This is a genomic window from Aeromonas sp. s2 (assembly GCF_040907935.1).
Classification (GTDB): Bacteria; Pseudomonadota; Gammaproteobacteria; order Enterobacterales; family Aeromonadaceae; genus Aeromonas; species Aeromonas dhakensis.
In genome coordinates this window covers 577,212-602,273 of the sequence record NZ_JBFOCR010000009.1, presented here as the reverse complement: position 1 = coordinate 602,273, position 25,062 = coordinate 577,212, and the positions used below count along the sequence as shown (strand labels likewise).

The 25,062-nt window shown below is 62.5% G+C and carries 23 protein-coding genes and 1 riboswitch; of the genes, 11 read left to right on the top strand and 12 right to left on the bottom strand.

The window, feature by feature from the left end; all coding sequences use genetic code 11:
- Positions 1-4: 4 nt before the first annotated feature.
- Both AB5Y81_RS07660 and AB5Y81_RS07655 read left to right on the top strand, forming a co-directional pair.
- Positions 5-1,099, top strand: a complete 1,095-nt coding sequence (locus AB5Y81_RS07660; protein WP_126882321.1) for an amino acid ABC transporter permease — start codon at positions 5-7, stop codon at positions 1,097-1,099.
- A gap of 13 nt (positions 1,100-1,112) precedes the next feature.
- Positions 1,113-1,856, top strand: a complete 744-nt coding sequence (locus AB5Y81_RS07655; protein WP_005298561.1) for an amino acid ABC transporter ATP-binding protein — start codon at positions 1,113-1,115, stop codon at positions 1,854-1,856.
- Positions 1,857-1,961: 105 nt separating this feature from the next.
- Here the strand turns inward: AB5Y81_RS07655 and AB5Y81_RS07650 are convergent, their stop codons facing one another.
- Positions 1,962-2,177: a DUF1107 domain-containing protein gene (locus tag AB5Y81_RS07650; protein WP_005298562.1), complete on the bottom strand. Its 216-nt coding sequence runs from the start codon at positions 2,175-2,177 to the stop codon at positions 1,962-1,964.
- A 172-nt stretch (positions 2,178-2,349) separates the two neighbouring features.
- Here AB5Y81_RS07650 and yfcD point away from each other — a divergent pair, with 172 nt between their 5' ends.
- Positions 2,350-2,853 carry an NUDIX hydrolase YfcD gene (yfcD, locus tag AB5Y81_RS07645; RefSeq protein ID WP_017783488.1) on the top strand — a complete coding sequence of 168 codons (504 nt, stop codon included), beginning with the start codon at positions 2,350-2,352 and terminating at the stop codon, positions 2,851-2,853.
- 63 nt (positions 2,854-2,916) lie between these two features.
- Here the strand turns inward: yfcD and AB5Y81_RS07640 are convergent, their stop codons facing one another.
- Positions 2,917-3,843 carry a phenylacetate--CoA ligase family protein gene (locus AB5Y81_RS07640; RefSeq protein ID WP_025202061.1) on the bottom strand — a complete coding sequence of 309 codons (927 nt, stop codon included), beginning with the start codon at positions 3,841-3,843 and terminating at the stop codon, positions 2,917-2,919.
- 126 nt (positions 3,844-3,969) lie between these two features.
- On the opposite strand from AB5Y81_RS07640, the gene AB5Y81_RS07635 reads away from it, so the two are divergent.
- Together AB5Y81_RS07635 and AB5Y81_RS07630 are read left to right on the top strand one after the other, a co-directional pair.
- On the top strand, positions 3,970-4,443 hold the full coding sequence (locus AB5Y81_RS07635; protein WP_017780615.1) for a peroxiredoxin: 474 nt from the start codon (positions 3,970-3,972) through the stop codon (positions 4,441-4,443).
- Positions 4,444-4,567: 124 nt separating this feature from the next.
- The gene (locus AB5Y81_RS07630) at positions 4,568-5,536 is read left to right on the top strand and encodes a calcium/sodium antiporter (protein ID WP_025202060.1); all 969 of its coding nucleotides are present in this window, start codon (positions 4,568-4,570) and stop codon (positions 5,534-5,536) included.
- Positions 5,537-5,604: 68 nt separating this feature from the next.
- Here the strand turns inward: AB5Y81_RS07630 and AB5Y81_RS07625 are convergent, their stop codons facing one another.
- A complete protein-coding gene (locus AB5Y81_RS07625; RefSeq protein ID WP_005298572.1) occupies positions 5,605-6,756 on the bottom strand; it encodes a type III PLP-dependent enzyme in 1,152 nt (383 codons plus the stop codon).
- A 508-nt stretch (positions 6,757-7,264) separates the two neighbouring features.
- A riboswitch (glycine riboswitch) is annotated at positions 7,265-7,375 on the top strand.
- Positions 7,376-7,625: 250 nt separating this feature from the next.
- Between AB5Y81_RS07625 and AB5Y81_RS07620 the strand changes: the two genes are divergently transcribed.
- On the top strand, positions 7,626-9,002 hold the full coding sequence (locus AB5Y81_RS07620; protein ID WP_005298574.1) for a sodium:alanine symporter family protein: 1,377 nt from the start codon (positions 7,626-7,628) through the stop codon (positions 9,000-9,002).
- Positions 9,003-9,110: 108 nt separating this feature from the next.
- Here the strand turns inward: AB5Y81_RS07620 and AB5Y81_RS07615 are convergent, their stop codons facing one another.
- On the bottom strand, positions 9,111-9,812 hold the full coding sequence (locus AB5Y81_RS07615; protein WP_279484674.1) for a protein ligase: 702 nt from the start codon (positions 9,810-9,812) through the stop codon (positions 9,111-9,113).
- Positions 9,813-9,911: 99 nt separating this feature from the next.
- Positions 9,912-11,309: a nucleobase:cation symporter-2 family protein gene (locus tag AB5Y81_RS07610; RefSeq protein ID WP_279484673.1), complete on the bottom strand. Its 1,398-nt coding sequence runs from the start codon at positions 11,307-11,309 to the stop codon at positions 9,912-9,914.
- A 246-nt stretch (positions 11,310-11,555) separates the two neighbouring features.
- Here AB5Y81_RS07610 and AB5Y81_RS07605 point away from each other — a divergent pair, with 246 nt between their 5' ends.
- Positions 11,556-12,695, top strand: coding sequence for a GGDEF domain-containing protein (locus tag AB5Y81_RS07605; protein WP_279484672.1), 1,140 nt, complete (start codon positions 11,556-11,558; stop codon positions 12,693-12,695).
- A 34-nt stretch (positions 12,696-12,729) separates the two neighbouring features.
- Here AB5Y81_RS07605 and AB5Y81_RS07600 read toward each other — a convergent pair whose 3' ends face one another.
- Both AB5Y81_RS07600 and AB5Y81_RS07595 read right to left on the bottom strand, forming a co-directional pair.
- A complete protein-coding gene (locus AB5Y81_RS07600; protein WP_005298586.1) occupies positions 12,730-12,978 on the bottom strand; it encodes a YciN family protein in 249 nt (82 codons plus the stop codon).
- Positions 12,979-13,116: 138 nt separating this feature from the next.
- A complete protein-coding gene (locus AB5Y81_RS07595) occupies positions 13,117-14,496 on the bottom strand; it encodes an MATE family efflux transporter (RefSeq protein ID WP_279484671.1) in 1,380 nt (459 codons plus the stop codon).
- 120 nt (positions 14,497-14,616) lie between these two features.
- Between AB5Y81_RS07595 and AB5Y81_RS07590 the strand changes: the two genes are divergently transcribed.
- The gene (locus AB5Y81_RS07590; protein ID WP_279484670.1) at positions 14,617-15,474 is read left to right on the top strand and encodes an AraC family transcriptional regulator; all 858 of its coding nucleotides are present in this window, start codon (positions 14,617-14,619) and stop codon (positions 15,472-15,474) included.
- A 68-nt stretch (positions 15,475-15,542) separates the two neighbouring features.
- On the top strand, positions 15,543-17,237 hold the full coding sequence (locus AB5Y81_RS07585) for an NAD-dependent malic enzyme (RefSeq protein ID WP_005298591.1): 1,695 nt from the start codon (positions 15,543-15,545) through the stop codon (positions 17,235-17,237).
- Between the two features lie 129 nt (positions 17,238-17,366).
- Here the strand turns inward: AB5Y81_RS07585 and AB5Y81_RS07580 are convergent, their stop codons facing one another.
- From AB5Y81_RS07580 to AB5Y81_RS07565, 4 genes are all read right to left on the bottom strand, one after another.
- Positions 17,367-18,428 carry an OmpA family protein gene (locus AB5Y81_RS07580; RefSeq protein WP_095593178.1) on the bottom strand — a complete coding sequence of 354 codons (1,062 nt, stop codon included), beginning with the start codon at positions 18,426-18,428 and terminating at the stop codon, positions 17,367-17,369.
- 218 nt (positions 18,429-18,646) lie between these two features.
- Positions 18,647-19,648: a porin OmpA gene (gene ompA, locus AB5Y81_RS07575; RefSeq protein ID WP_005298595.1), complete on the bottom strand. Its 1,002-nt coding sequence runs from the start codon at positions 19,646-19,648 to the stop codon at positions 18,647-18,649.
- A 431-nt stretch (positions 19,649-20,079) separates the two neighbouring features.
- Positions 20,080-21,114 carry an OmpA family protein gene (locus AB5Y81_RS07570; RefSeq protein WP_017766527.1) on the bottom strand — a complete coding sequence of 345 codons (1,035 nt, stop codon included), beginning with the start codon at positions 21,112-21,114 and terminating at the stop codon, positions 20,080-20,082.
- A gap of 309 nt (positions 21,115-21,423) precedes the next feature.
- Positions 21,424-22,020 carry a hypothetical protein gene (locus AB5Y81_RS07565; RefSeq protein ID WP_201880463.1) on the bottom strand — a complete coding sequence of 199 codons (597 nt, stop codon included), beginning with the start codon at positions 22,018-22,020 and terminating at the stop codon, positions 21,424-21,426.
- Between the two features lie 259 nt (positions 22,021-22,279).
- Between AB5Y81_RS07565 and AB5Y81_RS07560 the strand changes: the two genes are divergently transcribed.
- Positions 22,280-22,546 carry a DNA-binding transcriptional regulator gene (locus AB5Y81_RS07560; RefSeq protein ID WP_005298604.1) on the top strand — a complete coding sequence of 89 codons (267 nt, stop codon included), beginning with the start codon at positions 22,280-22,282 and terminating at the stop codon, positions 22,544-22,546.
- Positions 22,547-22,750: 204 nt separating this feature from the next.
- Positions 22,751-24,112 (top strand): sodium-dependent transporter, encoded by a 1,362-nt coding sequence (locus AB5Y81_RS07555; RefSeq protein WP_005298606.1) that lies wholly within the window; start codon positions 22,751-22,753, stop codon positions 24,110-24,112.
- Positions 24,113-24,185: 73 nt separating this feature from the next.
- On the opposite strand, the gene AB5Y81_RS07550 is transcribed toward AB5Y81_RS07555, so the two are convergent.
- A complete protein-coding gene (locus AB5Y81_RS07550) occupies positions 24,186-25,052 on the bottom strand; it encodes a patatin-like phospholipase family protein (RefSeq protein WP_005298608.1) in 867 nt (288 codons plus the stop codon).
- Between the last annotated feature and the right edge of the window lie 10 nt (positions 25,053-25,062).

Sequence of the window (25,062 nt, the reverse complement as noted above, 5' to 3'; positions counted from 1 at the left end):
AGTCATGTTCGTGAACGAATTGCAGGAGGCCCTGCCACCTCCCAACCATCGCCGGGGCCTGGTCGCCTGGCTCAGGCAGAATCTGTTTCCCAACTGGTGGAACGGCCTGCTGACCCTGGCGCTGGCTTATCTGCTGCTGCCGCTGATCTGGTCTGCCCTGGATTGGGCGTTGTTCTCCGCCACCTGGCAGGGGAGCAGCCGCGAGGCCTGCGGCCAGGGCGGCGCCTGCTGGATCTTCATCGAGAGCCGGCTGGGGCAGTACCTCTATGGCTTCTACCCGGCCGATCAGTACTGGCGCATCAACCTGACCTTCGCCGGCCTGGCAGTGTTGCTGGCCCTGCTCATCTGGCCCAAGACCCCGCGCAAGGGGTGGCTGGCGCTGTTCACCCTGCTGGTGTTTCCTGTCATCGCCTTCTTCCTCATCCATGGCGGGGCGGGGCTCGAGGTGGTGGAGACGAACCGCTGGGGCGGGTTGATGCTGACCCTGGTGCTGGCGGTGGTGGGCATAGTGGTTGCGCTGCCGTTCGGCATCCTGCTGGCGCTGGGGCGTCGCTCCCACATGCCGGTCATCGCCAGCCTCTGCACCGTCTATATCGAGTTCTGGCGGGCGGTGCCGCTCATCACCGTGCTCTTCATGGCGTCCGTCATGCTGCCGCTGTTCATGAGTACCGAAGTGGAGCTCGACAAGCTGCTGCGGGCGCTCATCGGCATCATCCTGTTCCAGGCGGCCTATGTGGCCGAGGTGGTGAGAGGCGGGCTGCAGGCGATCCCCAAGGGGCAATACGAGGCGGGGGAGGCCCTGGGGCTCTCCTACTGGAAGGTGATGGGGCTCATCATCATGCCGCAGGCCCTCAAGATCACCATCCCCTCGCTGGTGAACACCTTTATCTCCCTGTTCAAGGACACCAGCCTGGTGCTGATCATCGGGCTGTTCGATCTGCTGGCCATCTCCAAGGTGGCGCTGGCGGATCCGGCCTGGCTGGGGTATTCCACCGAGGCGTATGTCTTTATCGCCATGATCTTCTGGATGTTCTGTTTTGGCATGTCCCGCTACTCCATCTATCTGGAGCGCAAACTCAACACGGGCCACAAGCATTAGGAGTAGTTTCGAGATGAAAACGGACGCTGTCGTCGAACTGAAAGCAGTCAACAAGTGGTACGGTGAGTTTCATGTGCTGCGCAACATCAACCTGCAGGTGGGCAGAGGGGAGAAGATCGTCATCTGCGGGCCATCTGGCTCTGGCAAGTCCACCATGATCCGCTGCATCAACCGGCTGGAAGAGCACCAGAGCGGGGACATCCTGGTCAAGGGCACGGCCCTGACCTCGGATCTCAAGAACATCGAGGCGGTGCGCCGGGAGGTGGGCATGGTGTTCCAGCACTTCAACCTCTTCCCCCACCTGACCGTGTTGGAGAACTGCTGCCTGGCGCCCATCTGGGTCAAGCAGCTGCCGCGCAGGGAGGCCGAAGAGATCGCCATGAACTTCCTGCGTCGGGTGCGGATCCCGGAGCAGGCCCTGAAGTATCCGGGTCAGCTCTCCGGCGGTCAGCAGCAGCGAGTCGCCATCGCCCGCAGTCTCTGCATGAACCCCCAGGTGATGCTGTTTGACGAACCCACCTCGGCGCTGGATCCCGAGATGGTGCGTGAGGTGCTGGACGTCATGGTGGAGCTGGCACACGAGGGGATGACCATGCTCTGCGTCACCCATGAGATGGGGTTTGCCAAGCAGGTGGCGGATCGGGTGATCTTCATGGACCGGGGACAGATCATCGAGGAGAACGTGCCGGATCAGTTCTTCGACAACCCTCAGTCGGATCGGACCAAGCTGTTCCTCTCCCAGATCCTGCAACATTGAGCCGCATGGGGGGATGTCGTCCATAAAAAAGCCCGCACTCTGGTGAGCGGCGGGCAAGTAGTAAAAGCATGGACGCAGACTACAAAACAGAAAGGACTATGGAAGTTACCCCAACAGCAGGGTGGTGTGGCGCAGGCCGCGAACCTCCAGATTGATCTGCCGGGCCAGACTCAGGGTCTGACGGCAGGTCAGGCTCTCCAGATTGATCTCGCCGCCGCTGAACTCGAACCGCCCGTGGGTCTCCACCATGAAGCTGCCGTGATGGAAGCTCTTGATGTAGCGGGCAATCTGGCGGGGAGACAAGTTCTTGAACACCTTCATCACAAAACACCTGTTGCGTGGACAGGGCACACTATGGCCTCGTCAGGTGACACGGATGTGACAATTCATGGAGGTTTGTATGAATCCGGTTTGCCGTCGGCGGCCGGCCGGGACGCAATTGAAAAAAGGCTGCCATGACAAGCCGTTACCCCGATATACTGCGGTCACTTGGATGAATCAGAAGGGTCTGCGTGTGGAGTGGGTGGATGTGGTGGATGGAGAGAACCGGGTGATCGGCGTGGCCGAGCGGGCCAAGGTGCGGCGAGAGAACCTCTGCCACCGCGCCAGCTATATCCTGGTGCTCGACGAGGCTGACCGGATCCTGGTGCAGCGGCGTACCCTCAGCAAGGATTTCTGCCCCGGCATGCTGGACGCCTGCGCCGGCGGCGTGGTCACCACGGGCGAGCAGATGGAACCCTCCGCCCGCCGCGAGCTGGCCGAGGAGCTGGGCATCGAAGGGGTGCCGCTGCAGGGTTTTGGCACCTTCTATGCCGAAGGGGAGGGTTACCGGGTCTGGGGCGGCCTCTATAGCTGCCACTATCAGGGGCCGCTGCGGCTGCAGGCCGAAGAGGTGAGCGAGGTGTGCTGGATGAGCCAGGCGGAGATAGCCGCACGGGCCGCCGAATTCACCCCCGACTCTTTGCTCGCCATCGCCACCTGGCAGGCGCGGCGCTGAGCGGCGTTGCATGCAGAACGGGCAGCCAGTGGCTGCCCGTTCTGTTTCTGGATGGATGGAACCTCATACCAGCCTGAGTCGCCGGTTGGTGCGCCCGCAGGGGCTGGCACCGGCGAGCCAGTGGCCCTGCCACTCGGTCACCAGGCGCAGCAGCGGGTATTCCAGATCGAGCCGGGTCACCACCAGCTGGCCGACGGTGTCGCCGATGACCGGCTCGCCGCTGGCCAGATCGATGATCTCGACCAGACAGTTCTCGTTGACGATGAACCCCTGGCCGGGCTGGCTCTCGTAGGCGATCACCCCGGCATCCTGCAGCAGTAGGCAGTTGAGCGCGCGGATGCCGTGCACCGCCTGCAGCGGCCGGGTGTCGGGGTGGGACGATTCGCACAGCAGGGCGCAGCGCAGGCTGTCGCTCGGCACCTCGGCCCGCTCTGCCGCCTCCAGCAGGTCCAGCAGTACCGCCAGCGGTCCGACGAAGCCGGTCGGCTCAAAGCGCTGCAACGCCTCCAGCTGGCGGCGGGTATCGTGGGGGCCGCAGGGCACCACCGGGCTCCCCAGCTGGCGGGCGCCGTTGTCGAAGATGAAGGCGGTGGGGCTGATATGATAGTCGTGACCGTTGAGCAGCACCTCCCCGGCCTTGAAGCCGGCGGCGAACAGGGCCCGCGCCGCCCCCCACCAATCGGCCCCGGCATATTCGGGAATGGCCAGCTGGCCGGGGCAGGCAAACACCCGCAGCGCCTGGCTGGCGGGGCGACCGGTGAGACCGGCAAAGGGCGGGTGGGCCTGCTGGGCGGCGAACAGCTCACCGGCGTTGAGCAGGGGCAGGCTGGCCAACTCCCCCAGATCCTGCAGGCGGCGCTGGCGGTAGGCGCTGGAGTAACCGGTACAATACTGGCCGACATGGGCAAGCAGGTGGTTGAGCTGATCCAGCTGCTGCTGCTCGCGCAGGGTGGAGGGGCGAATTTCCAGTCCATCGTAATAGTGCTGCATGAAGCCTCCTTGGTCGGCTGATCCTGCTCAAGGTTAGTTCAAATGATCCCGCTAAAGGGGGGCCTGTGTCACAGCTCGGCCGTGGGGTAGACTGGGGCTCCTTCCCTCCACTTAAGGATGAGCACAATGATTGCTACGGGTCAGACCCTGCCTGCGGGCGAATTCACCTTCATCACCCCAGAGGGGAAACAGCAGCGGGATAGCCACAGCCTGTTTGCCGGCAAGCGGGTGGTGCTGTTTGCGGTGCCCGGCGCCTTTACCCCCACCTGTTCCAACGCCCATCTGCCGGGATACGTGGTGCTGGCGGACCAGTTCAAGGCCAAAGGGGTGGATGCCATCTGCTGCCTGTCGGTCAACGACGCCTTCGTGATGAAGGCGTGGCAGGATGCCCAGAACGCCGCTGCCATCACCATGCTGGCGGACGGTGACGGCAGCTGGACCCGGGCCCTGGGGCTGGCCAAGGAGACCGGCGCCTTTGGCGGCGTGCGCGCCCAGCGCTTTGCCCTCATCGCCAATGACGGCGTGGTGGAGCGGCTCTTCGTGGAGGCGCCTGGCAAGTTCGAGGTGTCGGATGCCGAGAGTCTGCTGGCAGCGCTGTGAAAGATTAATCGCCGTTTGATTTCATCTTGAAATAGCAAGGCGGCCCGTTACACTGTTGCCGCGTTTGGATGGAGCCAGGCAAGTTGCCTGGCTCTCGTGTTTGCCGTGGATGAGATAGAAAAATATGACCCTGGCTTTTGTTGCCCTGATTGCCGGACTGGCGTTGCTGGTCTGGAGTGCCGACAAGTTCGTGGACGGTGCCGCCGCCACTGCCCGTTATGCCGGTATGCCGCCGCTGCTGATCGGCATGGTGATCATCGGTTTTGGTACCTCGGCCCCTGAAATGGTGGTCTCCGCGCTGGCGGCCTCCCAGGGCAATCCCGGGCTCGCGCTCGGCAATGCCTATGGCTCCAACATTACCAATATCGCCCTTATTCTCGGCTTGACGGCCCTGATCAGCCCCATCGCCGTAGCCTCCCAGGTGGTGCGCAAGGAGATCCCCATCCTGCTCGGCATCACCCTGCTCTCCGGCGCCCTGTTGCTGGATGGTCGCCTGGATCGCACGGACGCCGTCATCCTCGGCGTGGTGTTCCTGGCGCTGATGGGCTGGTCCATCTGGGCCGGCATGCGCGGCAAGGGGGATGCGCTGGATGCGGAGACCGAGGAGAGCATCGACAGCGAAGGCATGTCCCTCAAGCTGGCCCTGTTCTGGCTGGTGGTCGGGCTGGTGCTGCTGATCGGTGCCTCTCGCCTGCTGGTGTGGGGGGCGGTGACCATAGCCCAGGGCTTTGGCATCAGCGATCTGGTGATTGGTCTCACCATCGTCGCCATCGGCACCTCGCTGCCGGAGCTGGCCTCCTCCCTCATCGCCATTCGCAAGAACGAGCATGATCTGGCCCTTGGCAACGTGCTCGGCTCCAACCTGTTCAACACCCTGGCGGTGGTCGGGATCGCGGCCGGCATCCACCCGCTGGACGTGGCGCCGGAAGTGCTCTCCCGCGACTGGAGCCTGATGATGGGGTTGACCCTGTTGCTGCTGGTGATGTGCCTGGGCCGCAAGGGGCAGGGGCGCATCAACCGGCTGGAGGGGGGCGTGCTGCTCGCCTGCTTCGTCGCCTACACCGGCTGGCTGCTGACCAGCCAGTTTATCTGACGATTCGCCAGACAATAAAAAGAAGGGGGAAGCATCGGCTTCCCCCTTCTGTTTTTGGCGCAGGCCTGTCAGGCCACGGCCACCATCTTCTGCCCTTTCTGGCTGCTGTCCAGAATGAGGATGTTCGCCTTGGGGAAGAAGTTGAAGGTGGAGGCCGACGCCCAGGTGTAGGCCCCCATCACCCGGCCCACCACCAGCTCGCCGATGGCCAGATCCGGCAGCATGATGCCGTCGCGGATCACGTCCACGCTGTCGCAGGTGGGGCCTGAGAGCACCGAGTTGTGCAGCTCGCCGCGGGCCAGCGGGGTGCTCACCGGGTAGGTGACGTGATCGTAGAGCTGGCCGTTGTAGCTGCCGTAGAGACCGTCATCCAGGTAGTACCAGATCTTGTCGCCGCGATGGGCCTTGCCCATCACGCTGGATACCGAGGTCATGGCCGGCGCGCTGATGAAGCGGCCCGGCTCGGCAATCTTCTGCACCGTGGCCGGCAGCTTGGCCAGCGCCTCGCGGATCGGCGCGCAGAAGCCGTCGATGTCGAACTCGCCGCCCTCATAATCCACCGGGAAGCCGCCACCGATGTCCAGCACCCAGGGCTTGAGGCCGAGCTCCCAGGCCTGCTCCATGATCTCGCGGCAGGCGTCGATGGCCTGCACGTGGCGACGGGCGTGGGGCACCTGGGAGCCGACGTGGAACGACAGCCCCATCACCTTGATCCCCTTGGCATGGGCCAGCTGCAGCAGTGGCAGCGCCTGCTCCGGAGTGCAGCCGAACTTCTTGGAGAGGTCGACCTTGGTCTCGGGATTGGGGAAGCTCACCCGCAGCAGCAGTTTCACCTCGTCCTTGTAAGGCAGGAACTTCTCCAGCTCCAGCGGGTTGTCGTAGACAAACACGGTGCAGCCGTACTCCAGCGCATAGCGGATATCGCTGTCGCGCTTGATGGGATGGGTATGAATGCAGCGCCCCGGGCGGACACCCTGACTGCGCACCAGATCCACTTCGCCATTGGTGGCCAGATCGAAACAGGCCCCCTCTTCCTTCAAGACAGAGACCACTGCCTCGTGGGGCAGGGGTTTGAGTGCATAGTGCAATCGTACATCGGGCAGGGCGGCGGCCAGGGCCCGATACTGTTTGCGGACGGCTGCCTTGTCGAGCAGCAGCAGGGGGGAGCCGAATTGTTCAACCAGCTGACGGTAATCTTGTGCAACCAGGGTCTCGTTCATTCTCTTTTGGTCATCCTTAGGGGGCGTGATATGCCCAAGCCATATGCGATTGAACCGGCGACGGCCGGCTCAGGCGAGCGGTCCGGTGGGACCAACCAGGCACATTGCATAACTTCCTTGCGAAGTGCTTAGTTATGCGCGGGATTATCGGCTTATTGCGTTTGTGTGCAACCATTTTGATTGGATATGTCGGCAAGTTTTTCTGGTCGAGACGAAAGACCATCTTGATATGGCCCATGTTTCGACCAGCGAGCGGCAGGCTGTGCAGGCAACCTTGTCTAACGTATTGATAGTTAACGAACAAATAACATTCGGCCTCAGCCTGGCCGGGATCGAAAAAAATCGGCGACGAGTGGGCGCGAGTGGGAGACAGCTCACACTTTTTGGATTACCATGCCCGCTTCCTAATCCAAACTAGTTCGGATGAAGGTAGCAGGAGAGCGATGGGCAACCATCCACCGAAGAAGTGAATCTTTCAGGTACCGGGCAACCGGTGTGGACTGCTACTGGACGATACTCTGGAGAGACCCGTTGAATCGGGCGCCGAAGGAGCAAGGCACCGTGATTGCATCGCAATCTGGAGCCGGAAACTCTCAGGCAAAAGGACAGAGGGGATGGGATGGTTGTACCTGAGCTTGAAACTGTTCACGGTCTGTAACGAGAGGTCGTCAGCAAGGTAAAGAGCAGCGCAGGAACCGGAGTGTATGTAAATACATGAGGCTTTCGAGCAGCGCATGAGCCTTGGTCACGACCTCACAGCAAGAGTGTGAACACGTTTTTTGCCCGCATCCGATCGCCTCTGGCCGATCGCGACACCTATGGGAAGATCATCCTTCTCCTCCTTAATTTCTGTTTCTTAAGGAGGATGCATGTCATCAATTCAATCGGCGCTCGCCGCCATCGATAGCTTTATCTGGGGGCCACCCCTGCTGATCCTGCTGGTCGGGACCGGCGTCTACCTCACTCTGCGTCTGGGTCTGCTTCAGGTCGTGCGTTTGCCGCTCGCCCTGCGACTGGTCTTTGGCCGCGATCAGGGTCAGGGCAAGCAGGGGGATGTCTCCAGCTTCGGCGCGCTCTGTACCGCCCTCTCCGCCACCATAGGCACCGGCAACATCGTCGGGGTCGCCACCGCCATCAAGCTGGGCGGCCCGGGCGCCCTGTTCTGGATGTGGATGGCCGCCTTGTTCGGCATGGCCACCAAGTATGCCGAGTGCCTGCTGGCGGTCAAATATCGCCAGCAGGACGCCAACGGCCAGATGGCGGGCGGTCCCATGTACTACCTGGAGAAGGGGCTTGGCTCCAAGGTGCTGGCCAAGCTGTTCGCCCTGTTTGGCATCGGCGTCGCCTTCTTCGGTATCGGCACCTTCCCCCAGGTCAACGCCATCAGTGACGCCATGAGCCTCTCCTTCTCGGTGCCCCGGGAAGTGACCGCCGTGCTGCTGACCCTGATCGTGGCACTGGTGACCCTGGGGGGGATCAAGTCCATCTCCAGCGTGTCGAGCAAGGTGGTGCCCTTCATGGCCATCTTCTACATCGTCGCCTGCCTCGGCGTGTTGGTGAGCAACGCCGCCGCCCTGCCGGATGCGGTGGCGCTGGTGCTGCAGAGCGCCTTCACCGGCCATGCGGCCACCGGCGGCTTCGTCGGTGCCGGCATCATGCTGGCGATCCAGTCCGGGGTGGCGCGGGGCGTCTTCTCCAACGAGTCGGGACTGGGTTCTGCCCCCATCGCGGCGGCGGCGGCCAAGACTGATTCCTGCGTGGAGCAGGGGCTGGTCTCCATGACCGGCACCTTCATCGACACCATCATCATCTGCACCATGACCGGTCTGACCCTGGTGGTGACCGGGGTGTGGAGCGGCGATGCGAGCGGCGCTGCCATGACCAGTCTGGCCTTCGCCCAGGGGCTCGATGCCCATGTCGGCCAGTATCTGGTTAGCATCGGGCTGTTGTTCTTCGCCTTCACCACCATCCTGGGCTGGAACTACTACGGCGAGCGCTGCACCGAGTACCTGTTCGGGGTGAAGGCGATCAAGCCCTACCGCCTGGTCTACCTGGTGCTGGTGGCGTGCGGCGCCTTCCTGCATCTGGACATGATTTGGCTGTTGGCCGACATCGTCAACGGCCTGATGGCGGTGCCCAACCTCATCGGCCTCATCGGCCTGCGCCACGTGGTGATTGCCGAGACCCGCGCCTACTTCAGTCGGGACAGCGATACGGAGTCCGAGCCCGAGCCGCAGACGGCCTGATGCCACGACACTGCATTCAAACGAAAAGCCACGACCTGGGTCGTGGCTTTTTCTATGGGCGCTTTTATGAGGGGAGCAGGCTGCTGTGCCCGGCAGCAGGGCCCGTGCTCACTCCTTGCTCAGCAGCGCGCTGAGCCGGGCTTTCACCCTCTCTACCAGCTCGCCATCGCGCCCTTGCCAATCGATGGCTTGCGCAATGGTGGTGGAGGTGCCCGGGATAAAGCGCAGCTCGCCGCCCGCCAGCTCGTAGAAGCGACTTGCCATCCGGGTGCCCTCGTCCACGTTGCCTGCCACCAGCAGCATGGCCTGAGCCAGTACGGCTCCGTGGTGATCCTGACCCGGCGCCAGCCAGCGCTGGGCGGTGCCGGTCACCTTGCGCCCCCCGATCACCAGATTGTACTGGCCGTCGCAAAACGAGCCGGGCACGAAGTCATAGCTGCCCTCGAGACCGTACTCCCCCAGCAGGGCGAGCAGCGGTGCCCCCAGCAGCCGGTAGTAGTGAGCGAGATCCGTGGTGGTGCGAGGCAGCATGAGCGACAGATTGAGGATGCCGGCGCCGTGGGGCACGGCGGTGCCGCCGCTGTCGCGCACATGCACGGGCCAACCCTCGGCGGCAAGCTGCTCGCAGGCAGCCTGGTAGCGGGGCAAGCGGGTGTCCTTGCGGGTGACGATGAGGCATTGGGGTGCCTGCCAAAGGTGGGCGCGGGGCTGGCGGTCATGGGCGCATTCTCGCAGCCAGCGCTGCTCCTCGGCCAGGATCTGATCCAGGGTGTGGCTGCTGGGCAGGGGGGGAAGCAGGGTATAGGGCATGAAAGGCATCCTGAGCAGAGGCTGCCCAGCACACTACCCGTGGCAGCGAAGGAGGTAAAGCCCCGCATGGCGGGGCTTTGGTGTAAGGATGGCGGTGTGTCAGGCCTGTGCAGCGGCGCGCTTGGGCAGCAGCAGGTTCATGATGATGGCGGTGAGGCCGCCGGTGGCGACGCCGTAGGAGAGCACGCTCTTGGCCAGATCCGGCAGGTGCTGCAGCACTTCCGGCACCTGGGCCACCCCGAGGCCCATCGCCAGCGACACCGCCAGGATCATCAGGGCGCGGCGGTCCAGCTCCTCGCGGGAGATGATGCGCACGCCGGCGGCGGCGATGGTGCCGAACATGACGATGGTAGCGCCCCCCAGCACGGGCTCGGGGATCTGCTGCACCAGGCTCGCCACCGCCGGGAACAGGCCGAGCAGGGCCAGCATGGCGGCGATGAAGAGGCCGACGTGGCGGCTGGCCACCCCGGTCAGCTGGATGACGCCATTGTTCTGGGCGAAGGTGGACATGGGGAAGGTGGAGAATACCGCCGCCAGCATGGAGTTGGCGCCATCGGCCAGCACCCCACCCTTGATCCGTTCCATGTAGATGGGCCCTTCCAGCGGCTCGCCGGAGATGTCGGAGGTGGCGGTCATGTCGCCGATGGCCTCGAGCGCCGTCACCACGAAGATGATGGCGAGCGGTACGAACAGCTGCCAGTCAAAACCGAGCCCGTAGTGCAGCGGAACAGGCACCATCAGCAGCGGGCCGTCGAAGGTGGGGGTGTTGACCTTGCCCAGCAGCAGTGCCACCGCATAACCCGCCAGCATGGCGATCATGATGGCGGAGAGGCGCAGCCAGGGGTTGCGGCTGCGCTGCAGCAGCACGATGAGGCCGAGCACCAGCAGGGAGAGGAAGAGGTTGGTGTGGCTGGCGAAGCTGCCGTCCGCCAGGGCGCCGTAGCCACCCCCCATGCTGATGAGGCCCACCTTGATAAGGGTCAGGCCGATGAGCAGCACCACGATGCCGGTCACCAGCGGGGTGATGATCCGTTTGACCAGGTGCAGGAAGCGGCTCATCACCACTATGGTGAGGGCCGCCGCCAGCATGGTGCCGAACAGGGTGCCCAGCAGCGCCTCGGTGGGCATGGCCGCCTGCTTGAGGGCGAGGCCGGAGGCGATGATGGGGCCGAGGAAGTTGAAGCTGGTGCCCTGCACCGAGAGCAGGCCGGAACCGAGGGGGCCGAAGCGGCGGGTCTGGATGAAGGAGGCGATGCCGGACATGACCAGCGACATGGAGACGATATAGCGGGTGTCGGCGGCAGGGAGGCCGAGGGCATTGGCGATGATGAGGGGCGGGGTGATGATGGCGACAAACATGGCGAGCATATGCTGCAGGGCGGCGAACAGGGTCTGGGGCAGGGGCGGGACATCCTCTATGCCGTAGACCAGTTCGCTGTGGGCTCTTCTGGGTGGATGGGCCTCTCGGGTTGCGCGTACGGCGGCAGCCTGTTCCATAAATACCTCGAATGTGTGGGGGAGGGGGGAGAAAATTGGGCGCTATTTTAGTGATTGAGAACGGGCTGACCAGCGCTAATTCGGCTGGAAACGGCTTTATTTTCCCATGGGTTGAAACGTTTGCGCGCGGCGATTATGATCCGCCGGTTTGTGTGACGGCGCTCGCCCGTAAATGGCCCGGGTTGCATAGGATTTTGCCGCCGCACGGCGTAGAATGAGGCCTCTGTTGCGATTTGGAGGCTCTGGATGCTGAAGCTGTCGGAGTTCTGGAGTGCCCGTGCCCACTCCGAAGATTTTACCCTGACCCGCATGGGCTTTATGACGGTGCGTCTTCGGCTGCTCACCTGTCTGCTGATGGTGGGCCTGCCCGCCTGGGCGGTGGTGGACTGGCTGACCTTGCCCGCCGCCCAGTTCGATGAACTGTTTCAGGCCCGGATCTTCTGCCTGCTCGCCCTCTCCCCGCTCATCCCCTTCTCCTACCTCATCCATTTCAAACGCGAACGCATGAAGCTGGCGCTCGGCTACCTGATGGCGGTGATGATGCTCTTCTCCCTCATCTGCCTGCACAGCTTCGGCGCGGATCAGGAGTTGCAGGCGGGCTACATGGCTTTCCCCTACCTGCTCATCAGCCTGTTCGCCATCTTCCCCATTCCGCTCTCCCTCGGCCTGCAGCTGGCGGGGGGCATTCTGGTCACCATGCTGGCTGGCAACTGGCTGCTGGTGGGGCAGCCGATCTGGAGCGTGCAGACCCTCAACCAGATCTGGCTGCTGGGGCTGTTTGCCTTGGCCAGCAGCTGGGTGCAGTGCGGCCAGCTCAACATGCTGCTGCAGCTCTATCGGGAGTCCACCACCGACGAGCTGACCGGCATGATGAACCGCCGCCTGCTGATGAAGCAGCTGGAGAAGGCGAGGATGAACATGGTGCGCAAGCAGGTGCCGTTTGCGGTGCTGCTGCTGGATCTGGATCGCTTCAAGCGCATCAACGACACCTTCGGCCATCTGGCGGGGGATGCGGTGCTCAAGGAGGTGGCGGCGACCCTGGCGGAGCAGCTGGAGCCCGGCATGGTACTGGGCCGCTACGGCGGCGAGGAGTTTGCCATCCTGCTGCCCAACTGCGCCGGGCTGGCCCAGGCCAAACGGGTGGCCGAGCGGCTGCGGGTGGCGGTGGAGGCGCGGCTGGTGAAAAGCCCCACCTCCGACGAACTGCTGGAGGTGACGGTGAGTATCGGCCTGACCCTGGCCCTGCGTGGCGAAGGGGTGGAGGATCTGCTCAACCGGGCCGACGAGTGTCTCTACATGGCCAAGATGGCCGGGCGCAACTGCGTGGTGGGGGAGCTGGGCGGCAAGCCGGCACAGCCTGCCGCCATACAGACAGATGCCGCCTGAGGGCGGCATCTTGCTTGAGCGGGGTTGAGCGGGCTCAGCCCAGCTGGTACTTGCCGGAGAGCTGCTGGGCCAGCAGCTTGAACATGTTGAACACCGCCATGGTCTTGCCGGTCGGGGTACCATCTTCGGCCAGGAAGAACTCCCCCTTGAACACCAGGATCTCCCCCTTCTGCTCCACCGAATCGGCGCGCATGCCGTGGATGAAGTCTTCGTGTTCCTTGATGATCTTGTTGGCCATCTCCAGCAGGGCAGTCTCGGTGATCAGCTCTTTTTGTGGTTGCATGCTCGTCTCCTTAAACGACTACTGGGCAGGGGCATAAGGGGCGGCCCTGCCTCTGATTGAAGAGGGGGCCAGCATACTGCAAACGGGGATTTTCTGTCATTGATATGACCCCGCATTTTCCCGCTTTGCTCTCTTCCCTTATCCCAGCACCAGATTGCGCAGCCAGCGGCGCTGACGGATGCGGCGCTGCACCAGCAACACCTTGCTGAGCTCCTCCAGCAGGATCACCGCCACTACCCAGGAGAGGGGCCAGCCGAGCAGGTTGACCGCTCCCCAGGCGAGCGGCAGGCCGATGCACCACATGCCGACGATGTCGATGAAGATGCTGTAGTTGACATCCCCGCCCGAGCGCAGCACCCCGACGATGCCCACCATGTTGAACACCTTGAGCAGCATGCCCAGACACAGGATGGCGAGCACCTGGCCGGCCTCCGTCATCAGCTCGCCCGGCAGATTGCCGACCCACTGCAGCAGGTGGGTCTGCAGCAGCCAGACCGCGATCCCCACCAGCAGGGCACCGATGGGGGCAAGCAGCAGGAAGAGCTGGGAGTGCTGCCAGGCGGCCTCGTATTCCTCGGCCCCGAGCCGGTGGCCGAGCAGGGTGGAGCAGGCCACTGCCAACCCGAAGAAGAGGGAGATGAGGATGCTCTCCAGCGTCCCGAGGGTGGTCATGATGGCCAGCGAGTCGGTGCCAAGGTGGGCGTAAAGAAAGCCGTAGAGCAGCATGCCGAAGGCCCAGAGCCCGTCGTGAAACAGGAGCGGCAGGGCGATCAGGGTGAAGCGCACCACCTCCTTGCGCTTGAAGGCGGCCAGCCAGTCTTGCTTACGCGGGATCAGGCGGGGTTCGATGCGCCACACATAGCACAGCAGCAGGGCAGTCTGCAGCAGCCGCGAAATCGTGGTGCCCCAGGCCGAGCCGGCCACCCCCATCGCCTCGAAACCGAAATGGCCGAAGATGAGGGCGTAGTTGAGGATGACGTTGGCAATGATGGCGATGATGCCGATGCGGGTGGGGGCGGCGGCATTGCCGACCGAGCGCAGCGCCGACTCCAGCGGCACCACCACGGCAGTGCAGAGGATGGTGGCGCCGGTGATCATCAAAAACTCGTCCGCCAGCTCGCGCAGCGCGGGCTCCTGGCTGGCAAAGCCGAGCACGCTGCCAGGTGAGAGCAGGTAGACGAGGGCAAACGGCAGGCTCACCGCCAGGGCCCCCACCAGCGCCAGCGCCAGCGAGCGGCGCACCCCGGCCATCTCGCCGCGACCGTAATATTGTGCCGCCAACACCGAGACCCCGCCCGAGAGCCCCGCTATCACCAGCAGATTGAAGAAGAAGACCCGGTTACCCAAGCCGACCGCAGCCACAGCAGTGGTGCCAAGCTGGCTCACCATCATGATGTCGATGAGACCGAGCAGGGAGAACATCATGGATTGCAGCGAGACCGGCAGGGCCAGCCGCCACAATCGGGTCATGAACTCACGATCGGTGGTTTGTTTTAAAATCGCTTGCCAATAATTCATTTATGTTAACCGGGTAGATAAAAAGCAAGGTTTGTCATGGGTATGATAGGGGGAGTAGCGGGTGGCTTCACTGTGAGCCTCTCTCGGCTTTCTTGTGCAAAACTATCCTGTTGAGGTGCTATGCCGTTTGTCAGCGAGTGTCTGGAAATCGCCCCGTCCTGCGAGGAGCGAATGTTGGGGCGCGAAGGGCTGCCACTGCTCGGCGAGGCGGGTATCTTCCTGACCGGGCTCTCGCGCATCCGCGATCACTACCTGATCCGCCGCAATCGGCCGGAGTTTCACATCCTGATGGTGAGCCACGACGAGGGGGGGGCCCTGCTCACCGATGGCGGCGAGCAGCCCATCCCGGCCGGTTCGCTCGTCTTCTTGCCGGCGGCAGTGCCGGGCGGCCTCAAGCTGGTGGGGGCGCAGTGGCGCACCAGCTGGATCCTGCTGGATGACGTGCCGCGCTGGCAGCACCTGCACCGGCTCGGTCACCGCATCTGGCAGGGGGAAGAGGGGGAGCCGATCTATCACCTGCTCAGCCTGATGCAGGGGGAGGGGGTGCGTTCACCGCTGCAGCCCCAGCTGCTGAGCCTGCTGCTGGCGCTCTTGGAGCGCACCCTGCAGGGGGAGGTGCGCGGCACCCCCGAGCTCAGGTTGCAGGCGTTGTTTCGACAGGTGGAGGCACGCCTCGACGAGCCCTGGAGTGTGGCCTTGCTGGCCGATCAGATGGCCTGCTCGGTGCCCCACCTGCACCGGCTCTGCCGGCAGGTGTTCGGCATGAGCCCCATGGCCTGGCTCACCGAGCTTCGTATGAACAAGGCGCGCCAGCTGCTGCTCTATACCAACTGGCCGCTGGGTGAGCTGGCCGGCCGGGTCGGTTACAGCGACGGCGCCAACTTTGCCAACCGCTTTCGCCGGCTCACTGGTCTGACCCCTGGCGCCTTTCGTCGCCTGGGTCGCAAACCTTTTGCAACGGATGTGCAAACTCTTTGAAATTAACGGCGCAAGCCCATAGGATCGGCGGACTCCTTCGTCCAGGTCATCGTTTAGGTACCCGATCCATGTTTGAAGATAATAACCAGAAACGTCCCCTCTACATTCCCTATGCCGGTCCGGCCCTGCTGGAGACCCCGCTGCTCAACAAGGGCAGCGCCTTCACCAGCGAAGAGCGCAGCAACTTCAACCTCGAAGGCCTGCTGCCCCAGAATATCGAGACCATCGAAGAGCAGGCCGAGCGGGCCTACCGTCAGTTCATGGCGTTCGGCAACGACATGGACAAGCACATCTACCTGCGCAACATCCAGGACACCAACGAGACGCTGTTCTACCGGTTGCTGACCAACCACCTGACCGAGATGCTGCCGGTTATCTACACCCCGACCGTCGGCAAGGCGTGCGAGGAGTTCTCCAACATCTATCGCCGCGCCCGTGGCCTGTTCATCTCCTATCCGGACAAGGACAGGATCGATGACATGCTGCAAAACGCCACCAAGCAGAACGTCAAGGTGATCGTGGTCACCGACGGTGAGCGCATCCTGGGCCTCGGCGATCAGGGCATCGGCGGCATGGGCATTCCCATCGGCAAGCTGTCGCTCTACACCGCCTGCGGTGGCATCTCGCCAGCTTATTGCCTGCCGGTGGTGCTGGACGTGGGCACCAACAACCAGCAGTTGCTGAATGACCCCTTCTACATGGGCTGGCGCAATCCGCGCATCTCGGGCGAAGAGTATGCCGAGTTCGTCGACGCCTTCATTCAGGCGGTCAAGCGTCGCTGGCCCGACATCCTGCTGCAGTTCGAGGATTTCGCCCAGAACAACGCCATGCCGCTGCTCAACCGCTACAAGAACGAGCTCTGCTGCTTCAACGACGACATTCAAGGCACCGCCGCCGTGACCCTGGGCAGCCTCATCGCCGCCTGCAAGGCCTCCGGCGCCAAGCTCTCCGAGAAGCGGGTCGCCTTCCTCGGCGCGGGCAGCGCCGGTTGCGGCATCGCCGAGCAGATAGTGGCGCAGATGAAGGCCGAGGGGCTGACCGATGCCCAGGCTCGCGGCCGGGTCTTCATGGTGGACCGCTTCGGTCTCATCACCGACAAGATCCCCAACCAGCTCGACTTCCAGCGCCGTCTCTCCCAGCCGGTGGAGCGCATCGCCGACTGGCCGGTGGGGGACAACATCTCCCTGCTGGAGGTAATGGAGCACGGTCGCCCTGACATCCTGATCGGGGTCTCCGGCCAGCCGGGGCTGTTCACCGAAGAGGTGGTCAAGACCATGCACAAGCACTGTGCCCGACCCATCATCTTCCCGCTCTCCAACCCCACCTCCCGGGTGGAAGCCACCCCGGCCGACCTCATCCGTTGGACTGACGGTCAGGCGCTGGTGGCCACCGGCAGCCCGTTTGCACCGGTGGAGTACAAGGGCAAGCGCTACGTCATCGCCCAGTGCAACAACTCCTTCATCTTCCCGGGGATAGGCCTTGGCGTGATCGCCGCCGGTGCCACCCGGGTGACCGATGCCATGCTGATGTCGGCCAGCCGCGCGCTGGCGGAGTGCTCACCGCTGGTGAAGGGGGAGGAGGGCTCCTTGCTGCCGGATCTGGCGGACATTCATGAGGTTTCCCGCTACATCGCCAAGATGGTGGCCAAGACCGCCATGCTGCAGGGCAAGGCGGTGCAGACTCCGGACGAGGTGATCGATCAGGCCATCGAGGCGAACTTCTGGCGCCCAGAGTACCGTCGCTATCGCCGCACCTCCTTCTGATCCTGCGCAAAGGAGCAAAGCAAAAGGGATGCCTCGGCATCCCTTTTTTGTGCATGGCGTGGCGGGCTCGCTGGCCGGCGCGCAGTCATCTGCACCTCGTCACACGTCCGGTCCTCTGTTCGGCCGGGTTCACTGCTCTGCTGGCATCTCAGGCGCGGCGGGCTCGGCGCTCCCCTGGGTACCGGTGACCCGCACTTCCACCCGGCGATCCGGGGCCAGGCAGTCGATGAGGGCGGCTTTGGCCTTGATGGCATCACACTGGCTGCCGGTGACCGGGTTGCTCTCGCCATTGCCCTGGATGCTCACCTTGTCGGCGGGCAACCCCTTGCCGATCAGGAAGTTGGCAACCGTGCTGGCGCGGGCCTCCGACAGCCTCTGGTTGTTGGCATCCGTGCCTATGCGGTCGGTGTAACCCATCACCACGGCGCTGCCATCCTTGGGCTGGACGTCGACGATCTGCTGGTAGAGCGAGTCGAGTGCCTGCATCCCCTCCGGCTTGAGATCCGCCTTGCCGAACGCAAACAGCACGTCCGAGCTCAGGTTGAAGGTCTGGTCCACCGGCTCGGGGGCGGGCGGTGGCGGGGGAACGACCATGGGGGCGGGGGCCGGTTCGACCGGTTTGCTGCGATTGGGGTGGATCACCAGCTCCAGGGTGGCGGTGCTGATGTCGCTGACCCAGCGCTGGGTACCGCTGCCCACCTTGTCGTTGTCAGGATCGTCCCCGACCCGGACCAGATAGCGGTAGCGGGCCTGGATGTCGACCCAGTCGTGCAGCTTGGCGGTGAGGCCGAGACCGGCCAGCGGAGCCAGGTTGTTGTCACCGCCGTTGACGGACTTGACGTGGTAGAGGTAACCGCCCCCCTCGGCGAACACCGAGAAGATATCCCCCAGCGGCAGCCGCCCAATCACCGACAGGGTGGCGCCCTGGCTGCTGAAGTCATTGCCCTGCACATCCCAGTTGCCGGTCGACAGGTAACCCAGCTCACCCCCCAGGTTCTCGGTGAAGTTGTAGCCGCCGAACAGGGAGAGCGCGGTGGCATCCTTGCTCGCATCCTTGCCAAAGTCACCCAGATCGTGAGCGATGGCCCAGCCGCCACCCACCCCGGCGTACCAGTCGTTGTCCGGCGCCGCCTGGGCACCCGTGGCCGCCAATGCCAATGCAATCCAAACCGGTTTTACTTTTATGTTCATCGCGTATCCTCGTCGATGCTGGTGTAGTAGGGCGCAAGCCCTGTTGAGTACAACCACCACTATTTATAGGTGATGCAGAGCGTTTAACCAGCTGACGGGGCAGGTTGGCAGGAAATGTGCACAGAAATGCGCACAAAAGCGGAGCAGGATGGCGGGCCTGACGAGGGGAATAAAAAAGGAGGCCTGATGGCCTCCTTCATGGTCAGCGGGCTGACGACTTACTGTTGAACTTGCTGTACACCGGTGACGCGCACTTCAACGCGACGGTCCGGCGCCAGGCAGGAGATCAGCTGAGCCTTGGCCTTGATGCCGTTGCACTGGGTACCGGTGACCGGGTTGGCCTTGCCTTGGCCCTCGATGGAGACCTTGCCAGCCGGCAGACCCTTGCCGACCAGGAAGTCGGCCACGGTGCGGGCACGGGCTTCGGACAGCTTCAGGTTGTAGGCTTCGGAGCCGATGCGGTCGGTGTAACCGACGACCACGGCGCTGCCATCTTTGGGCTGAACGTCGACGATCTGCTGATACAGGGTGTTCAGGGCGGCCACACCTTCCGGCTTCAGAGTGGATTTGCCGAAGGCAAACAGCACGTCCGAGCTCAGGGAGAAGTTCTTGTCGACCATCACCGGCTCAGGAACGGGCTCGGGTGCCGGGGCGGGCACGGGGGCCACATAGGTGGTGCGGTTAGGGTGCATCACCAGCTCCAGGGTGGCCACGCTCATGTCGGTTTCCCAGGTCTTCTGCTCGTCACCCAGGTTCCACATGTAGCGGTAGCGGGCTTGCAGATCGAGCAGGTCGGAGAGCTTGGCGGTCACGCCCAGACCGGCCAGCGGGGCTGTGCCGTTGTCGCTGCTGCCGTTGCCGTTGACGTGGTTGAAGTAGGCACCGCCTTCTGCAAACACGGAGAAGATGTCGCCGAGCGGCAGACGGGCCAGACCGGACAGGGTCGCGCCCTGGGTCTTGAAGTCAACGCCGTCAACGCCGCCTTTGCCGGCATAGAGGTAACCCAGCTCGGCGCCGAAGTTCTCGTTGAAGTTGTAGCCGCCGAACAGGGAGAGCGCGGTGGCGTCCTTGTCTGCGTCTTTGCCGAAGTCGTCCAGATCGTGACCATAAGCCCAACCTGCACCCATACCTGTGTACCAGTCGTTGGAGGCTTGAGCTGTGGTGGTGCCCATGGCAGCGATGGCCAGAGCAATCAGGGTGGGTGCCATTTTCATTTTCATCGTTTTATCCTCGTTGAGTTTGCCGTGCTAGGGCGTACTGCGCACTCTTTCAGTTATACCGGCCGCAGATGACAGTCTCACTGCGACCTCCATGGTGAACCACGGTTGGTCTGAATGAAAAAAGAGATGGTTCCTGGATACTCACGAAGCCTTGGCTTCATGGACAACTAACCGGGCCGAATGCACTTTTAATAGTTCATCCAATACCTTACAAGCGGGTTTACTGTATTCTTTTGACTCGCACGGATCAAGTTTCTGTACAGATATCCAGCACTGGCGCGGCGCTGCGGTGATTATGGAGAAGGAAGCCGGGGGAAACGATTTGACAGGAAGTGACGCTGGTTGCTGTGTTTTTGCTCAAAAACAGGCGGCGGGCAAACAAAAGGGGATGCCGTGGCATCCCCTTTTCGCATTATCTGAACTAAGTCAGATTACTTCTGAACTTCTTGTACGCCAGATACGCGAACTTCTACGCGACGGTCCGGAGCCAGGCAGGAGATCAGCTGAGCTTTGGCTTTCACGCCGTTGCACTTGGTGCCGGTAACCGGGTTGGCTTCGCCGCGGCCTTCGATGGCAACCTTGCTGGCAGCCATACCCTTGCTGACCAGGAAGTTGGCAACGGTGCGGGCACGGGCTTCAGACAGCTTCTGGTTGTAGGCGTCGGAACCGATACGGTCGGTGTAACCAACGACAACAGCGTTGCCATCTTTCGGCTGGAACTCAACGATCTGCTGGTACAGAGCGTTCAGGGCAGCAACGCCTTCCGGCTTCAGGCTGTCTTTGCCGAAGGCGAACAGCACGTCGGAGTTCAGGGCGAAGTTCTTCTCAACTACCTGCGGAGCCGGGGCCGGGGCTTCTTCAACAACCGGAGCCGGAGCCGGAGCTACGTAGGAAGTACGGAACGGGTGGTATACGGCTTCCAGGGTCGCAACGCTCTGGTTGGACTTGTAGCGTACGTCGTCCGGGGCGTCGCCTGCGTGCAGGTCGGCCACGTCCCACATGTAGCGGTAGCGAGCTTGCAGATCCAGCGCGTCGTTGACCTTGTAGGTCACGCCCAGGCCGGCCAGCGGGGATACTTTGGTGTCGCTGGTGCCCAGACCGTCGGTGTGAGCCCAGTAGGCGCCGCCTTCAGCGAAAGCGGAGAAGTCGCCGCCCAGCGGCAGACGAGCGATACCGGACAGGGTGGCACCCTGGTTCTCGTAACGCAGACCGTCGGTGTTGCCGCGGCCAGCGTACTGGTAGCCGAATTCGGTACCGAAGTTTTCGGTGAAGTTGTAACCGACGAAGGCGTTGGCAGCAGCAGCGTCTTCAGTACCAGCGTAACCGCCACCACCGATCTTGTTCAGACCGTTGAAGTGGGCAGCACCGGCACCGGCACCGAAGTAGATGTCGTCAGCGGCGTGAGCGGCAGTTGCACCCATGGCAGCCATGGCGATGGCGATCAGGGAAGGAGCCATTTTCATCATAAAAAAATCCTCGTTGAGATGGCACGTTGTTCACGTGCTTCGCACTTTTTAATTTATGTAAGCTGCAGGCTCTGCCGAACAACAGCGTTGAGTCTGGCAGGGATCCCGGTTCCTTCCGGGAGGCACGCATTCCTGGTGCACTAGCGAGCGGGGGACATTGCAAAAACAATGGTTCACCCCTTCACGAACAGCCGGTGTCATTCCGATGACGTGGCGCACTCTATGCCTAATTCAAAACATGATCAAGCTCACACATAATCCATATGGCAGATTGTGTCGTGTGGGTAACTGGCTGTTTATCCAGATTAATTAGTGATCCAAATAGGATCTGTGCAGTCTCTTTTCGAGTTTCATATAGGCCTGAACCCAGTCAGATTGCGCCATGGCGGGAGATTCCCTCGCCTGGAACACCGCCAGATAATCGGCCTCGGTTGCTTCGCACAGTAAGGGTGTAAAACTGACCAAAAAATGCCGGGCCAGGTAGGGATCCAGGGGCCAGATATTGAGGATGGCCCGGGCCACAGGCTGTACTGCAGCTGAACAGCAAAAGTGGCGGTGGCCCGCCTCGAGCCAGTCGGCCATCTCGGCAAGCGCGCTGGTGGGGACCAGACCGCCATCCCCTCTTGTGCTGGCCAGTGTCAGCTGCTGGCCATTGCCAAGCAGCAGGGTTCCCGCTTCCTGCATGACACCATCGTGGCTGCGCAGGGAAAGTCCGGCAACGGGCTGGTCGAGAAACAGGCTGCTCTTGTCATCCAGCGCAGCCAAAACTGCTGCCGCCTGATCGTGCAGGGCGGCGGGCAACCAGAAGGCTTCGGCGCGTGTCTGCTGGCCCTGCTGCAATTGGCGACTGAGTTCTGCGGGGGAGGATACCGGGTGTAAACAGGAGATTATGCCGGGAAGTGCCATGGGTTCTTACTCTTAAGGGATAGCCCGCGGATTATACGAGTAATTCCTGTGGCAACAATAAAGGTTTCTTTTCGAGACTGTTTACCTGAGGCGGTTGAGCGATTACCATCCCCGATGTTTGCAAGGGTTGTCGTCGAAAGACGCTGATTAAAGATAGAGACTCGACCATAACGAGTCCGTTCAAAACTGATACACTTGACTACGAGTCGTCGCGAAAAATAAAGGTGGAGTCAATCCGCCGTACGGAGTATGGAACAATATGAATTCAAATATCGTAACTGTTGGTAAGAAGATCCGTCAGATCCGTGAAGCAGTCGGCCTGAGCCGTCCCAAGTTTGCTGATCTGCTGGGCGTTCCCCCGACCACCCTGAAGAACTATGAGCTGGGTTATCGTGAAGTTGGTGGCGCCTTCCTGGTGGCCCTGGCTCACCACCCGGAACTGCACAAGTTCACCCTCTGGCTGCTGGCTGACAAGAAAGTCGCCGAGATCGGCCAGATCGGTCCGGACGATATTGCCAAGGCTTGAGCTGATTGAGCCCTGACAAAAATGCCGCCCTCGAGGCGGCATTTTTTATTCATCATATTTATTATTTATTTAATTAAATTTGGCTATTTGTGCTCTCACCAAGGCTTTTCACGAAAATACCTTGGCAAGCCGAATCAATCCTCAGAAAATTCCGACCGCTAAAATTAGCAGTACCCCTCGCATGATGCGCACAGTGAGACAAGCATGAGTCAAATCACTCCTAAGGCCAGAGATGGCTTTACCAGCAAATTCGGCGTCCTTGCCGCCACCCTGGGCTCAGCCGTCGGGCTGGGAAATATCTGGAAGTTTCCCTACCTGACGGGCGAAAACGGCGGCGCCGGTTTCCTGCTGGTCTATGTCATCGCCACCCTGCTGGTCGGTCTGCCGGTGATGATCTCCGAGATCATGCTGGGGCGCAAAGGCAAGTCCGACGCCGTCACCACCCTCAGCAAGCTGGCCCCCAAGGGGCAGCCCTGGTGGTTGATCGCCCTGATGGGGGTGCTGGCCGCCTTCCTTATCATGTCCTTCTACTCCGAAGTGGCGGCCTGGGTCTTTGCCTACATCTTCAAGGCCGTTGACGGCTCCATCCTGTCGACCGATCCCAAGGTGACCGGGGCGGCCTTCGGGGCGCTGATAAGTGACCCGCTGCAGAGCCTGCTCTGGCAGTGGCTGGTGCTGATCCTGATGGGGGGCATCCTGCTGATGGGGGTCTCCAAGGGGATCGAGGCGGTCACCAAGAAGCTGATGCCGGTGCTCTTCATCCTGCTGCTGGTCATCGGCATCCGCAGCCTGACCCTGCCGGGCGCGAGCCAGGGGCTGCACTTTCTGTTCTCGCCGGATCTCTCCAAGATCACCGCCGGGGTGGTGCTGACCGCCATGGGGCTCGCCTTCTTCAAACTCTCCATCGGCATGGGTTGCATGATGACCTATGGCAGCTACTTTCGGGATGATCAGAATATCCCGCTGACCACTTTCCGGGTGATGTGTGCCGACCTGTTCGTCTCCATGCTGGCCGGCATCGCCATCTTCCCGGCGGTGTTCGCCTTCGGTTTTGAGCCCACCGCCGGTCCCTCCCTGCTGTTCATCACCATTCCGGCGGTCTTCGCCAGCATTCCGTTCGGTCACCTGTTCATGGTGCTGTTCTTCGTGCTCTCCGCCATCGCCGCCACCGGTGCCATGCTCTCCATCCTGGAAGTGCCGGTCTCGGTGGTCTCCGAACGATTCCACATGAGCCGCCCCAAGGCAACCCTGCTCAACCTGCTGGTGCTGGGGGCGGTGGGCTCCACCTGCGCGCTCTCCAACAGTTCGCTGGCGGAGGTACAGATCGCCGGCAAGACCTTCTTCGACCTGTTCGATTTCGTCTCCTCCAACGTATTGATGCCCCTTGGCGGCATCTTCCTCTGCCTGTTCGTGGGCTGGGTGTGGGGTTTCGAGCGGATGAAGGAGGCGCTGACCAACGGTGGCGAGCTGGAGTTGGCCATCCTCAAGCCGCTCTTCTTCATCATCCGTTACGTGTCGCCGCTGTTGATCCTGATCGTGATGCTCAAGGGGTTGGGGCTGTTCTAGACCAGCCGTTTCCACAGTAAAAGAGCGCCGCAAGGCGCTCTTTTTATTGGTGATGCGGATCCGGTGAACCGTGCTAGATGAGGCCTAAGCGGGATAACTCTTCCTTGAGCTGATCGGCGTTGCGCTCGACGCAGGCTTCGCCTTCGTTGATGGCATCGCTGGCGCGGTGGAAATCCATGATGGAGAAGCTGCCAAGGCGCGGGCAGAGCTGGATCTCGGGCGGGTCGCCGGCCATCCGGGCGCGGGTGATGCGCTCCTGCATGATGTTGATGGAGCCGGTCATCACGCTCCACATGCCGGGTGTGTTGGGGCTGTCGCCCCGGTTGAACCACTGGCTGAAGCGGTTGCCGCCACTCGGCTCGTCCGGCTCGTCGGTCCAGGGCTGGTGCATGTCGGCGTTGAGGTTGACCGCGATCACCACCTCGGCCCCCATGGCGCGAGCCAGCGAGATGGGCACCGGGTTGACCACGGCGCCATCCACCAGCCAGCGATCGTCGACCCGGGTCGGGGTCAGGATGCCGGGCATGCCGCAGGAGGCGCGCACACACTGGCGCAGCGGCCCCTGCTGCAACCAGATCTCGCGACCGGTGTCGAGCTCGGTGGCGACGCAGGCGAAGGGGAGCGGCAGGCTCTCGATGGCGGGATCCCCTAAGTGATTGGCGGCGATGCCGAACACCTTTTCGCCGCGAAACAGGCCGCCGGAGAGGGCCGGATCGAGCAGGCTGACCACCTGCAAGCGGCTGAAGCCGCGTACCCAGCTCTCCAGCTTGTCCAGTTCACCGGCGGCATAGGCGGCGCCGACAAAGCTGCCGATGGAGCATCCCGCCACCAGATCCGGTTTGACACCGAGCCGCTCCAGCGCCCGTATGATGCCGATGTGTGCCCATCCACGGGCCGCGCCGCTGCCAAGAGCCAGTCCCACACGGGGTTTTCGTGCCACTTTGTCTCTC